This is a genomic window from Bradyrhizobium sp. KZN70725 (assembly GCF_055264925.1).
Genome location: NZ_JBUYWT010000016.1, coordinates 1 through 12,236, shown reverse-complemented (window position 1 = coordinate 12,236; position 12,236 = coordinate 1). Strand labels below are relative to the sequence as shown.

Genomic DNA, 12,236 nt, shown 5'->3' with positions numbered 1-12,236 from the left:
CCTCCGCCGAGAGGCCGGCACAGATGGGAGCATGCGCATGCAGTTCAGGGTTTCGCCGACATCGCTGCAGGACAGTTCGAGCGCCGAGGAATGGCAGGCGCGGGTCGATCTCGCGGCGGCGCATCGGCTCGCCTACATCCACGGCTTTTCGGAAGGTATCTTCAACCACCTCACCTTGGTGGTGCCCGGCCGCACCGACCGCTACTACCAGATCCCGTTCGGCATGCACTGGTCGGAGGTGACAGCATCCTCCTTCATGGAGGTCGGCATCGACGATGCCGAGGTGAAGCGCGGCGAGGGTGAGGTCGAGCGCTCCTGCTATTGCATCCATGCGCCGGTCCACAAGGCGCTGCCGCAGGCCAAGGCGGTGTTCCACACCCACATGCCCTATGCGAGCGCGCTGACGCGGCTCGAGGATCCGCGGATCAAGGAGATCGGCCAGACCGAGGTCGGGCTGTCGGAGGCGATTGCCTATGACGATCTCTACACCGGCCCCGCGCTTGATCCAGAGGAAGGCGCGCGGCTCGCCAGGGTGATCGGCAACAAGACCATCCTGTTCATGGCCAATCACGGCATCTCGACCGTCGGCGAGACGGTCGCCGATGCCTATGACCGGCTCTATTACATCGAGCGCGCGGCACAGGTGCAGATCTACGCGATGTGGACCCAGCAGCCGCTCAAGCAATTGCCGCAGCATGTGGTGGAGAAGACCAAGCGCGATTTCCGCGACGACCATCTCTACAACGGCCCGTCCCCGGCGCAGCGGCATTTCGATGCGCTGAAGCGGATGCTGGATCGCAAGGAACCGGACTACGCGACGTAAGGCTGGCAGGGAGCGCGCCGCAACCTCCGCCGTCGTCCCGGCGAAAGCCGGGACCCATAACCACAGGGTCATGTTGTCGAAGCCAGCTGTGGCCCCAGCTCGCTCAAGCACAATGAGTGGTGGTTATGGGTCCCGGGTCGCGCTTCGCTTGCCCGGGACGACGTCGGCGTTTACCTGCCCAATCACTGGCTCGCCCACACCACGCGTGCGATCCACGCGACTTCCTCGGCATCGAGCATGCGGTCGGGGTGCTCCGGATTGAGTGATGCGAGTTCGAGCATCTTGGCGGTGCGGCGTCTCAATTCTTTCACCATCACCTCGCCGCCGGTCGTGCGCACCACCACGCGGTCGCCGCGGCGGATCGCGGTCGCGGGTGACACCACGATGATGTCACCTTCGCGATAGGCCGGCTTCATCGAGTCGCCCTCGATCTCCAGCGCATAGGCGTGTTCGTCTGACGTCGCCGGTAGCGCCACTTCATCCCAGCCCTTGCCGGCGGGAAAGCCGCTGTCGTCGAAATAGCCGCCGGCTCCGGCCTGCGCGAAGCCGATCAGCGGCACCGACTGTCCGCCGCGCGCGCCATCGCCGAGCAACTGCACGAAGGTCTCCATGCTGGCATTGCTCGCGGCCAGCGCCTTGGAGAGCGATTCGGTCGAGGGCCAGCGCTCGCGCCCGTCGCCGGTCACGCGCTTGGATTTGTTGAAGGTGGTGGGGTCGAGGCCGGACTGCTTGGCAAGGCCCGACGGCGACAGCCCGGCGCGTTCGGCGAGCCGGTCGAGCGCGGCCCAGACCTGCGCGTGGGTCAGCGGTCGGGTGGCTTTGGGCTGTTTGGCCATCGAGGGTATCCCGGATGGTAGGAATTATTGCCTGAAACTTGGCGTTTTCGCAAATCTGTCGGCCGATGTGCCCCGGCACCGCTTGAGTTGCGCCGCCGCCGCCGATACGGTCCCTCGCTCGCCAGATGGCGTCTGGGGCATTTCCCCTCAAATCCGGATAAAACCCAAGGGACTCAAGGACAAAAGGGAAGGCCGGCCCGTGCCGATGATCTACAAAATCACCCTCGCTTCGGCCTGGCGCGAGGCCGAGCGGCAGGGCGTATACCGGGGCAGTGCCGACGACAAACGCGACGGCTTCATCCATTTTTCCACCGCCTCACAGGTGGCCGAGACCGCGCGCAAGCACTACCACGGGCAAACCGGCCTGTTCCTGGTCGCGGTCGATGCCGATGCGCTGGGCGATGCCCTGCGCTGGGAGCGGTCGCGCAATGACGAGCTGTTCCCGCATCTCTATGGCGAGCTCGACCTCGGCGCCGTCACCGAGATCCTCGACCTGCGCGCGCGCTCCGACGGTGGCCACGACGTTCCGGAGCTCAAGCCGTGATCCGTGCCTTCGACGCCTTTTCGCTGCCGCTGCTGCGTTGGTTCGATCCCGAGGATGCCCATCGCATGGCGATCCAGGGCCTGAAGCTGCTGCCGCCGATCCGGCAGCGGCCGGATGATCCCAAGCTCGCGGTGCGCGCCTTCGGACTCAACTTTCCAAATCCGATCGGCATGGCGGCGGGCTTCGACAAGAGCGCGGAGGTGCCCGACGCGCTGCTGCGGCTCGGCTTCGGCTTTGTCGAGATCGGCTCGGTGACGCCGAAGCCGCAAGGCGGCAACCCGCGGCCGCGGCTGTTTCGCCTGGAGCGCGACGAGGCCGTCATCAACCGCATGGGCTTCAACAATGACGGTGCGGAGGCCGTGCTGCGGCGGCTCGCCGCGCGCGCCAGCGCCGGCGGCATCGTCGGGGTCAATGTCGGGGCCAACAAGGATTCGCCCGACCGCGCAGCCGATTATGTGAAGCTGATCGAGACGTTTGCGCCGGTCGCGAGCTATTTCACCGTCAACGTCTCCTCGCCGAACACGCCCGGCCTGCGCAATCTGCAGCAATCGGCGGCGCTCGACGATCTGCTGGCGCGGGTCATCGATACCCGCGAGCGCGTGCGCAAGAACGCCGGCGATTCGCCGGTCCTGCTCAAGATCGCGCCCGACCTCAGCCTCGCCGAGCTCGACGACGTCGTGCACATCGCCCGCTCGCGCCGCGTCGACGGCATGATCGTCGCCAACACCACGCTGGCGCGGCCCTCGACCTTGCGCGAGGAGAATCGCGCCAAGGAGCAGGGCGGCCTGTCGGGCCGTCCGCTGTTCCGGCTGTCGACGCGGATGGTGGCCGAGACCTATGTCCGTGTCGAAGGCGCGTTTCCGCTGATCGGCGTCGGCGGCATCGATAGCGGCGGCGCCGCACTGACCAAGATTCGTGCCGGGGCCAGCCTGATCCAGCTCTATTCCTCGCTGGTCTACAAGGGCCTTGGCCTCGTCGACGACATCAAGCGCGATCTGTCCTCGACCCTGCTGCGCACCGGCCGCGACTCGCTGTCGGAAATCGTCGGCGCCGATGCGGCGACGATTACAGCCGAGGAGTGGCCGGTGAGGTAGGTGCGGGTAGCCCGGATGAAGCGAAATCCGGCTGCGCCCTAACCTCCCCTTGAAAAGGGGAAGTCGCTTTGCTCGCCAGAGCAAAGCGGGTGGGGATCAGCTCTCTCCATGAGCTGCGTCGCCTGCGGCTGACCCCCATCCCGACCTTCCCCCTTTCAGGGGGAAGGGGAAGAGAACTTCGTAGCCCGGATGAAGCGAAGCGCAATCCGGGACGGACTTCCCGCGGATGCAGACCCCGGATTTCGCTTCGCTGCATCCGGGTTACGGACTTACGCCGTCTTGAACGTCTTCCTGAGCAGCGCCGGATAGCGCAGGCCCTGCAGGCCGCCGCGCGCGACGTAGAAGCCGAGCAGCGCGATCCACAGGCCGGTGTTGCCGAACGAGCTGAGCGCCCACCAGGTGGCGAGGAAGATCGCAAGCGAGGCCAGCATCAGATTGCGCATCTCGCGCGCCCAGGTGGCGCCGACATAGATGCCGTCGAAGCCGAACGCGAACACGCCGGGCAGGGGTGCCAGGATCACGAACGGCAGGAACTCGCGCGCATAGCGGCGCACGTCGTCGCTGGTCGTCATCAGATTGATCAGCGCCGGTCCGAACAGCGCGAACAGCACCGACACCGCCAGCGCAAAGCCGATGCCCCACAGCAACACCAGCCGGGTCGAATCGGAAAAGCCGCGTGGATCGCGCGCGCCGAAGGCGCGGCCGCACAGCTGTTGGGCGGCATTGGCGAGACCGTCGAGGAAGAAGGCGCTGACCAGCAGGAAATTGTTCAGCACCGAATTCGCCGCCAGCGTCACGTCGCCTTCGCGCGCGCCCTTGGCGGTGAAAAACAGGAACACGACGATCAGCGCCGCGGTGCGGACCATGATGTCGCGATTGACTGCCAGCATGCGCATCAGCTTGGCGCGGTCGAACAGCGTCGCCGCGGGAACGGCGAAGCCGCCTTGCGAGATCCGCCACGCCACCACGATGCCGGCGGCGAAACCGGCGGTCTCGGCGAGCACGGCGGCGATCGCGGCACCGGCAATGCCGGCGCCGTAGACCTGCACCAGCAGCACGGTCGCGGCCATGTTGATCAAATTGATCACGATCTGCAGCGCCAGCGCCAGATTGGCGCGGGCCTGGCCGACCAGCCAGCCGAGGATGACGTAATTGGCGAGCGCCAGCGGCGCCGACCAGATCCGGATCATGAAATAGGCTTTGGCCGCGCGCGTGACGCCTTCGCTGCCGCCCATCAGCTGGAACGTGACCGCGGCGAGCGGCACCTGCAGCGCGATCAGCGCCGCGCCGATCAGGCCGGCGACGATGAAGCCGCGCACCAGGATGGCGGCATATTCCTTGATCTCGCCGGCGCCCTGCGCCTGTGCGGTGAAGGCCAGCGTGCTCATGCGCAGGAAGGCGAACAGCCAGAACAGGCAGTCGAAGATCACCGAGGCCATCGCCACGCCGCCGAGCAGCGCGGCGTCGTCGAGGCGGCCGATCGCGGTGGTCGAGACGATGCCGATCAGCGGCGTGGTCAGGTTGGCGACCATCGCGGGGCCGGCGATGGCGAACACCTGACGCGTCGTGATCTTCGGGTGGATGGGTGCGTGCATGGCTACAATTGCAAGGAATATCCGTTTCTATCGCGACATCCGTCGCGCGACCATGCCGGAATTGTTCTCAGAGCAATGCGATGGCGGAAGATCGGCGGGGCAAGGCATTGCTTGGTCAGAGCGCCACGACCATGCCGTCGCTCGCCGCCGTGTAGGGCAAATCGTCGATGCGGCCGAGCATGTCGTCGCTCATATGGGTCAGCACCACGCGCCTGGCGTTGATGGCGGGCAAATGCGCTTCCAGCGTCTTCAGGCTGAGATGGTTCTTGACCATCTTGTCGTAAGTATAGGCTTCGGCGATGAAGAGGTCGGCGTCCTGCGCCGCCGGGATCAGCGCGTCGGTCCATTCGGTGTCGGCGCTGTAGCTGATGATGCGGCCTTCCGCCTCGACGCGGTACGCGAGGAACGGCCCGCCGGACTCGCCATGCACGACAGGGTAGGGCGTCACGGTCACCTCGCCGAAGCTGCGCGTTTCGCGCGGCGCCAGCGTAACGACGGATAGATCGAAGCGTTGTTTGGTTTTGGAGGAATGCTCGAACATCACCTCCATCACCGCAGGCAGTTTCGTTTCGATGCCTTCGGGCCCTGCGATCACCAGCGGCCGGGTGCGGCGGGAGAACTGCGCGTCGAGCAGGAAGAACGGCAGGCCGGCAAAATGGTCGCCATGGAAATGCGTGATCAGGATCAGGTCGATCGCGTCGCGGTTGATCTCGAGCCGCTTCATCGCCGGCAGCGATGAGGCACCGCAATCGATCAGGAAATTGCTGCGCGCACCGCTGACGTGGAAACAGGTGTTGAAGCGGCCGCCGGAGCCGAATGCATCGCCGCAGCCGACAAATCGCAATTGCATCGGCTGCGAACTCCCTGAGATCAGCGGCCGCGCGGCGCGCCGAACAGCCGCGACAACAGCCAGATCGGAATCACGATGACGGCGCCGAGCAGGAAGTAGCGCCAGGCCCAGTTGATCGCATCGAAGCCGAAATCCCAGATGCTCTGGAACAGCCTGCGGATGCTGTTGAGGATGTTCCATGGATCGAGGCCGATCGCGGCGAGCACGACACCGACCAGAATCGACAGCAAAATCAACCGGAACGCCACAGAGAGCGGCGATCCGCCGAGAAAGCGGTACAGGCCGTCACTCCGGCCGGCCGGCAAGTCCCGGATGTCGTTTGGCATTGCTGTCTCCAATAGCGTTTTCGCGCGAAGTGGGCACCGGTTCGCGTGAAGAAAACGCGTCAAAACAAAACCTAGACCTCGATTCTGATCCCATCAGAACCGAGGTCTAACGGAATCGCCCGCATTATAGGTCACGGCGGTGCACATGGGAAACCCGCGCACCGCGATCAAGGGCTGTCATGCGCGCTTGGGATTTAACTTCCTGTCATGGAGATTAACATCCGTTCAAGCGTCTCCAGCCGGTCGGCTTCGCGCGGCGGCTTGTCCCAGCGGAGGCGGCTGATCCGGGGGAAGCGCATTGCGACGCCGGACTTGTGACGCGGCGAGCGCTGCAAGCCCTCGAAGGCGACCTCCAGCACCAGCCCCTGATCCGGCTCGTGCACGACATGCCGCACCGGGCCGAACTTCTCGGTGGTGTTGCGGCGGACGAAACGGTCGATCTGCAACAGCTCCTCGTCGGTGAAGCCGAAATAGGCCTTGCCGACCGGCACCAGCTCGTCGCCGGCATCACCACGGGTCCAGACCCCGAACGTATAGTCGGAGTAATAGGACGAGCGCTTGCCGTGGCCGCGCTGGGCATACATCAGCACGGCGTCGATGATGTGCGGATCGCGCTTCCACTTCCACCACGGGCCCTTCGGCCGTCCGGGCAGATAGGGCGCGTCGCGCCGCTTCAGCATCACGCCTTCGACCGCGTCGGCATCGTCGCCGGCGCCGGCGCTCTTGGGATCGGCGCGCGCCGCGGCCAGCTCTTCCCAGCTCGCGAACGGGACGGTTGGCGACAGATCGATGCGCGGATCATTCAGCTTGGCGACGAAGCCTTCGAGATGCGCGCGACGTTCGGTGAAGGGCAGCTCGCGCAAATCGCTCTCGTCGTCGCCGAGCAGGTCGTAGGCGCGCAGATGGATCGGAAATTCCTTGATCAGCTTCGGCGAAACGACTTTGCGGTTCAGTCGCTGCTGCAACACGTTGAAGGTCTGCACGCGGCCGTCGCGCAGCACCAGCAATTCGCCGTCGATCGCGCCGGGCAGATGCAGCGACGGCACCAGATCCGGAAAGCTGCCGGTGATATCCTCGCCGGTTCGCGAATAGAGCCGCGCCTGGACGTGCCCGCGCGCATCGCGGCCGGACACCGCCTGCACTCGGATGCCGTCCCATTTCCATTCCGCGCTGAAATCGGCGGCGTCGAGATTGGCGAAATCGCTATTCTCGATCGCGTGCGCCAGCATCACCGGGCGGAACGGCGCAGGGTCGCGGTTGACCGGTTTGTCTCCGCGGCCCTCGAGCCAGGCGAATAGGTCGAGATAGGGCGGCGACAGGCCCGGCCACAGCAGCTCGATCTCGTGCGGGTCTTTGTCGCCGAGCGCCGCCGCCGCGGTCTTCGCCAGCCGCGCCGAGATCCCGATCCGCATCGCGCCGGTGACGAGCTTCAAGAGCGCCCAGCGCCCGGTCTCGTCGAGCTCGTCCAGCCAGCGCGCCAGCTGCGCCGGCAGCTCGGCCTTGCCGAGCGTGCGCAGCGTGATGACGACATCAGTCAGCGTCGGGGGAGGCGGGTTGTTGTGGCCCGGCAGCTCCGCCTTCGGCCACATTAGCGCGACCGTCTCCGAGAGGTCGCCGACGTAATCATAGGAGTAGCCGAACAGCACCGGATCGGCGCGTTCGGTGATCAGGTCGCGGATCAGGCCCGGCTTGGCGTGCTTGAACGACAGCGCGCCGGTCAGCGCCGCCAGCGCGTAGCCGCGGTCGGGGTCCTCGGTCTCGCGGAAATAGGCGACCAGCAGCTTGATCTTGTTGTTGCGGCCGGGCTCGTAGGCGAGGCGGTCGAGCAGCTCGGCAAAACGGTTCATGTTTCCGCCTCGCCGGCGGGCTGGGCCTCGCCGGTCAGTGCGGCCGTCTCGCCTTCATCCTCGTCGCCATAGCCGACCAGATCGAGCGGCCGCGCGGCAAGGCCCCTGGTCTTGCACCAATGCACCAGCGCATCTTCCTGGCCGTGGGTGACCCAGATCTCGCCGGCACCAGTGGCGGCGATCGTCGCCGTCAGCCCCTCCCAATCGGCATGATCCGAGATCACCAGCGGCAGCTCGACGCCGCCTTGCCTGGCCCGGGCGCGCACGCGCATCCAGCCCGAGGCGAATGCGGTGACTGGATCGGGAAAGCGGCGCGTCCAGACATCGGATGTCGCGCTTGGCGGTGCCAGCGTGATGGTGCCGGCAAGCTCGGCCTTCTTCATGCCGCGCGCGGGCCGGAGCTCGCCGAGCGCAATGCCGCGCTCCTGATAGTAGTAGGTGATCTTCTCCATCGCGCCATGCAGGTAGATCGGCGCGTCGTAGCCGGCCTCGCGCAGCAGCGCGATCACGCGCTGCGCTTTGCCGAGCGAATAGGCGCCGACCAGATGCGCGCGCTCCGGGAACAGTTTGACCGAGGCCAGCAGCTTGTTTACTTCGCCGGCGGCATCGCCATGGCGGAACACCGGCAATCCAAACGTCGCCTCTGATATGAAGACGTCGCAGGGCACCAGCTCGAACGGCGCGCAGGTCGGGTCGCGCGCATCCTTGTAGTCGCCGGAGGCGACGATGCGGGTGTCCTTGCAGGTGACCGATATCTGGGCGGAGCCCAGCACATGACCGGCGGGATGAAACGTCACCGTGACGTCGCCGAGCCTGATCTCCTCGCCATAGGCGATCGCCTGCACAGAGCCGGCGAAGTTCTCGCCGTAGCGCAGCCGCATCATGTCGAGCGTTTCCTGGGTCGCGAGCACAGCGCCGTGGCCCGCCCGCGCATGGTCGGAATGGCCATGGGTGATCAGTGCCCGCTCGACCGGCCTGACAGGATCGATGTGGAAGCCGCCGGGCTTGCAGCAAAGCCCGGCCGGGACGGGCATCAGGATGTCTTGCGGGCGCATCGCCCCTATATAGGCGCTCGATCCGCGATGTTTAGCCGGATCCGCGGGCTTGACCCGTGCATCCATCTCCGGAAAAAGTCCGTGCTTTGATGGATGGCCGGACCCGGCCGAGATTGGTTCCTTAAAGCGAATGGCCCCCCGCCTGTTTCTGTCCTCCGGCGATCTCGTCGCCGACCGCCGCTACGAGTTCGCGCGCGACCTGCAATTGAAGGGCGATCTGCCGGCTGCCGCCGAGCTGCTCGAACAGGCAATCGAGCTTGTGCCGAAATTCCCGTCGGCCTGGTACACGCTGGGCAAGATCCGCCTGGAGCTCGGTCAGCGCGAGGCCGCGATCGCAGCGTTCCGCGGCGCGCGCGACGCCGATCCCGAAGACCGGCATGGCGCCGGCCTTCGTCTGATGCAGCTCGGCGTCGAGGCCGTCAGTTCGATGCCGCCGGGCTATGTCCAGACGCTGTTCGATCAATATGCGCCGCGCTTCGAGGCCGCGCTGGTCGGCGATCTCGGCTATCGCGGCCCGGCACTGCTGTTCAAGGCGGTGCTGTCGGTGCGTGCGGGCGCAAAGAAACCGGCCTTCTTCAAGCGTGCGATCGATCTCGGCTGCGGCACCGGGCTGGCGGCCGGCGCATTCGCCCGGCATGTCGATCGCTTCATCGGCATCGACCTGTCGCCGCGCATGATCGACAAGGCGCGCGCCACCGGCCTCTATGCCGAGCTCGAGGTCGACGACATGTTGAAGGCCGTTTCGGCCAGGCGCGAGGCCAGCGCCGAATTGATCCTGGCCGCGGATGCAATGGTCTATGTCGCCGATCTCGCGCCGGTGCTCGCCGAGGCCAGCCGTGTGCTGGTGGCGGGCGGCGTGCTCGCCTTCACGGCCGAGACCCATGACGGCGAAGGCGTCATCATCGGCGAGGGACTGCGCTACGCCCACAGCGCAGCTTACGTGCGCGACTCCATCGCTGCCGCGGGGCTGACGCTGGCCCAGCTCGACGATCTCTCGGCGCGCAATGAAGACAATATCCCGGCACCCGGACTCGTCGCCGTCGCGGTCAAGCCGTGACCGCTTCGCCTTCTCCCACAAGGGGAGAAGGGAAGAGTCATTCACGTTACGCACCCAAACTTGAGTCTACACGCTACGCATTTGCCGTGACGCGGCATTGCGCCGCAAAGCTGTGACTTCGCGCTTGCCCGGCGCAAAGCGGAATGCGAGAGAGCTTTTCGTCTCAGGGAGAGAAATAATGAAAAAACATACACGGCGCGAGTTCGGCGCCACTGCATTGTCCGTGATCGCCGCGTCCGTGCTGCCCGCGCCTTTCGTCCGGGCCGCCGACAAGAAGTACGATCCGGGTGCGAGCGATACCGAGATCAAGCTCGGCCAGACCGTTCCGCATTCCGGCCCCGGCTCGCTCTATGGTGTGCTGGGCCGCGTCGGCGAAGCCTATTTCCAGATGCTGAACGACAAGGGCGGCATCAACGACCGCAAGGTGAAATTCCTCACCATGGACGATGCCTACAGCGCGCCGAAATGCGTCGAGGCGACGCGCCGTCTGGTCGAGCAGGAGGAGGTGCTGGCGCTGTATGGCTCGCTCGGCACCGCGCCGCAGACCTCCGTGCATAAATACCTCAATTCCAAGGGCGTTCCCCAATTGCTGTTGAACACCGGCGCCTCGAAGTGGAACGACCCGAAGAATTTCAAATGGACCATGGCGGGCCTGCCGCTCTATCCGACCGAGGCACGCGTTCTCGCCAAGCACGTCGTCAGCGTGAAGCCGAACGCCAAGGTCGGCATCCTCTACCAGAACGATGATTTCGGCCGCGACTTCCTCGGGCCGTTCAAGAAGGTGCTGGCCGATGCCGGCGGCAAGGCACAGGTGATCATGGAGCAGACCTATGATCTCACCGATCCGACGGTCGATTCGCAGCTCATCAATCTCTCGAAGTCGGGCGCCGACGTCTTCTACAACATCACCACCGGCAAGGCGACGTCGCAGTCGATCCGCAAGGTGACCGAACTCGGCTGGAAGCCGCTGCAATTGCTGTCGGCGGGCTCGACCGGTCGCTCGATCCTGAGCGCCGCGGGCCTCGAGAACGCCAAGGACATCGTCGCGATTCGCTACAACAAGGAAGTCGGCGTACCCCGCTACGAGAAGGATCCGGACGTGATCGCGTTCGAGGAGCTGCGCAAGAAGTACCTGCCGAACATCGACCCTGACAACACCATCGCCTTCGCCGGCTACGGCCAGGCGGCAACGATGGGCGAAATCCTGCGCCGCTGCGGCGACGACCTGACCCGCGCCAACGTGCTGAAGCACGCCACCACGCTCGCCGGTTTCCACTCGCCCTATTTCCTTGATGGCATCAATTACAGCTACACGCCCGACGACTACACGCCGATGAAGACGCTCTATGTCTCGATCTTCAACGGCAAGGATTGGGACCTCTCCGGCCAGCCAATGACGGAGTAGTTGGGTAAGCTCCGCTCTCTCGTCTCCCTCGCCCCGCTCTTGCCGGGAGAGGGCGGGGTGAGGGGCTTCCCTCCGCGAGGCGGTGTGTGTCGAAAGACCTTTACCCCCTCACCCGGATCGCATCTGGCGATGCGACATAGCCGAAGCTTCGCTTCGGCGTTTCTTTGAACGGCCGCCAAGGGCGGCCTATGCCTCTCCCCGCAGGCGGGGCGAGGTGACATCCAGGCGCTTCGCAGCGCACGGAGCGCGCTGGTAGTCCTGCCACCTGCCGCCATTTCCGCTCCGCCCTCGACGAGGCCGCCTGAACCACCTACCTCTTGGGCGTGTCGACGCTCGATCTCTTTTCCGTTCCGCCGTCGGAAACGGCCGATCTCCTGCCGCGCCGGTTTCGCGACTGGTTTGCCTCACGCGGCTGGTCGCCGCGCGAGCATCAGCTCGCGCTGCTGGCGAAAGCGCGCGAGCAGCGCTCCGCGCTGCTGATCGCGCCCACGGGAGCGGGCAAGACGCTGGCGGGGTTCTTGCCGACACTGGTGGAGTTGAGTGGAGAGGGGCAGGGCAAGAACTCTTACCTCCCCCTGAAAGGGGTAGGTCGGCACGCTCGGGGGCGCACTAGCGCAACCGAGCGCGACGGGTGGGGGTCAGCCGCGGGCACGGAGCGAGCGGCTGACCCCCACCCCAACCCTCCCCCTTTCAGGCAGGGGTGTCCGGGGAATGATTCACTGTGTCGCGGTGCATGCTCGGCAGGACCGAGGCAAATCGGTCTTTTCTGGTTGTCGAGACACAGAGGGCCGAGCATGCGATATC

11 protein-coding genes and 1 pseudogene are annotated in these 12,236 nt (G+C 65.6%); 6 read left to right on the top strand and 6 right to left on the bottom strand.

From position 1 onward, the window contains the following. Window positions 1-37: 37 nt before the first annotated feature. Window positions 38-823 (top strand): class II aldolase/adducin family protein, encoded by a 786-nt coding sequence (locus ACZBJS_RS17340; protein ID WP_316398670.1) that lies wholly within the window; start codon window positions 38-40, stop codon window positions 821-823. 182 nt (window positions 824-1,005) lie between these two features. On the opposite strand, the gene ACZBJS_RS17335 is transcribed toward ACZBJS_RS17340, so the two are convergent. Next, window positions 1,006-1,659, bottom strand: a complete 654-nt coding sequence (locus ACZBJS_RS17335; protein WP_016844853.1) for a S24 family peptidase — start codon at window positions 1,657-1,659, stop codon at window positions 1,006-1,008. A gap of 199 nt (window positions 1,660-1,858) precedes the next feature. On the opposite strand from ACZBJS_RS17335, the gene ACZBJS_RS17330 reads away from it, so the two are divergent. Next, a complete protein-coding gene (locus tag ACZBJS_RS17330; protein WP_316398669.1) occupies window positions 1,859-2,203 on the top strand; it encodes a DUF952 domain-containing protein in 345 nt (114 codons plus the stop codon). Next, complete coding sequence (locus ACZBJS_RS17325) at window positions 2,200-3,297, top strand: quinone-dependent dihydroorotate dehydrogenase (protein ID WP_225642147.1); 1,098 nt, start codon at window positions 2,200-2,202, stop codon at window positions 3,295-3,297. The genes ACZBJS_RS17330 and ACZBJS_RS17325 overlap by 4 nt, the downstream gene beginning before the upstream one ends. A gap of 269 nt (window positions 3,298-3,566) precedes the next feature. Here ACZBJS_RS17325 and ACZBJS_RS17320 read toward each other — a convergent pair whose 3' ends face one another. The 5 genes from ACZBJS_RS17320 to ACZBJS_RS17300 form a co-directional block, all read right to left on the bottom strand. Beyond that, on the bottom strand, window positions 3,567-4,892 hold the full coding sequence (locus ACZBJS_RS17320) for an MATE family efflux transporter (RefSeq protein ID WP_316398163.1): 1,326 nt from the start codon (window positions 4,890-4,892) through the stop codon (window positions 3,567-3,569). A gap of 115 nt (window positions 4,893-5,007) precedes the next feature. After that, a complete protein-coding gene (locus tag ACZBJS_RS17315) occupies window positions 5,008-5,742 on the bottom strand; it encodes an MBL fold metallo-hydrolase (RefSeq protein ID WP_316398162.1) in 735 nt (244 codons plus the stop codon). Window positions 5,743-5,762: 20 nt separating this feature from the next. Beyond that, window positions 5,763-6,068 carry a DUF6460 domain-containing protein gene (locus ACZBJS_RS17310; RefSeq protein WP_028334595.1) on the bottom strand — a complete coding sequence of 102 codons (306 nt, stop codon included), beginning with the start codon at window positions 6,066-6,068 and terminating at the stop codon, window positions 5,763-5,765. Between the two features lie 194 nt (window positions 6,069-6,262). After that, entirely contained in the window at window positions 6,263-7,915 is a 1,653-nt protein-coding gene (locus ACZBJS_RS17305) for a cisplatin damage response ATP-dependent DNA ligase (RefSeq protein ID WP_316398161.1), read from the bottom strand. Beyond that, complete coding sequence (locus ACZBJS_RS17300) at window positions 7,912-8,970, bottom strand: ligase-associated DNA damage response exonuclease (RefSeq protein ID WP_316398160.1); 1,059 nt, start codon at window positions 8,968-8,970, stop codon at window positions 7,912-7,914. The genes ACZBJS_RS17305 and ACZBJS_RS17300 overlap by 4 nt, the downstream gene beginning before the upstream one ends. Before the next feature lie 130 nt (window positions 8,971-9,100). Between ACZBJS_RS17300 and ACZBJS_RS17295 the strand changes: the two genes are divergently transcribed. The 3 genes and pseudogenes from ACZBJS_RS17295 to ACZBJS_RS17285 all read left to right on the top strand — a co-directional run. Next, complete coding sequence (locus tag ACZBJS_RS17295) at window positions 9,101-10,027, top strand: class I SAM-dependent DNA methyltransferase (RefSeq protein ID WP_316398159.1); 927 nt, start codon at window positions 9,101-9,103, stop codon at window positions 10,025-10,027. A gap of 178 nt (window positions 10,028-10,205) precedes the next feature. Then, window positions 10,206-11,432, top strand: a complete 1,227-nt coding sequence (locus ACZBJS_RS17290) for an ABC transporter substrate-binding protein (RefSeq protein ID WP_463438928.1) — start codon at window positions 10,206-10,208, stop codon at window positions 11,430-11,432. A gap of 323 nt (window positions 11,433-11,755) precedes the next feature. Further along, window positions 11,756-11,998 (top strand): annotated as a pseudogene (locus tag ACZBJS_RS17285) (DEAD/DEAH box helicase); the annotation flags it as partial. Window positions 11,999-12,236: the final 238 nt, after the last annotated feature.

Bases quoted from the DNA above. Each gene is read 5' to 3' on its own strand.
- ACZBJS_RS17305 (WP_316398161.1), bottom strand. From the start codon at position 7,915: ATGAACCGTTTTGCCGAGCTGCTCGACCGCCTCGCCTACGAGCCCGGC.
- ACZBJS_RS17310 (WP_028334595.1), bottom strand. From the start codon at position 6,068: ATGCCAAACGACATCCGGGACTTGCCGGCCGGCCGGAGTGACGGCCTG.
- ACZBJS_RS17320 (WP_316398163.1), bottom strand. From the start codon at position 4,892: ATGCACGCACCCATCCACCCGAAGATCACGACGCGTCAGGTGTTCGCC.
- ACZBJS_RS17290 (WP_463438928.1), top strand. From the start codon at position 10,206: ATGAAAAAACATACACGGCGCGAGTTCGGCGCCACTGCATTGTCCGTG.
- ACZBJS_RS17295 (WP_316398159.1), top strand. From the start codon at position 9,101: ATGGCCCCCCGCCTGTTTCTGTCCTCCGGCGATCTCGTCGCCGACCGC.
- ACZBJS_RS17340 (WP_316398670.1), top strand. From the start codon at position 38: ATGCAGTTCAGGGTTTCGCCGACATCGCTGCAGGACAGTTCGAGCGCC.
- ACZBJS_RS17300 (WP_316398160.1), bottom strand. From the start codon at position 8,970: ATGCGCCCGCAAGACATCCTGATGCCCGTCCCGGCCGGGCTTTGCTGC.
- ACZBJS_RS17335 (WP_016844853.1), bottom strand. From the start codon at position 1,659: ATGGCCAAACAGCCCAAAGCCACCCGACCGCTGACCCACGCGCAGGTC.
- ACZBJS_RS17315 (WP_316398162.1), bottom strand. From the start codon at position 5,742: ATGCAATTGCGATTTGTCGGCTGCGGCGATGCATTCGGCTCCGGCGGC.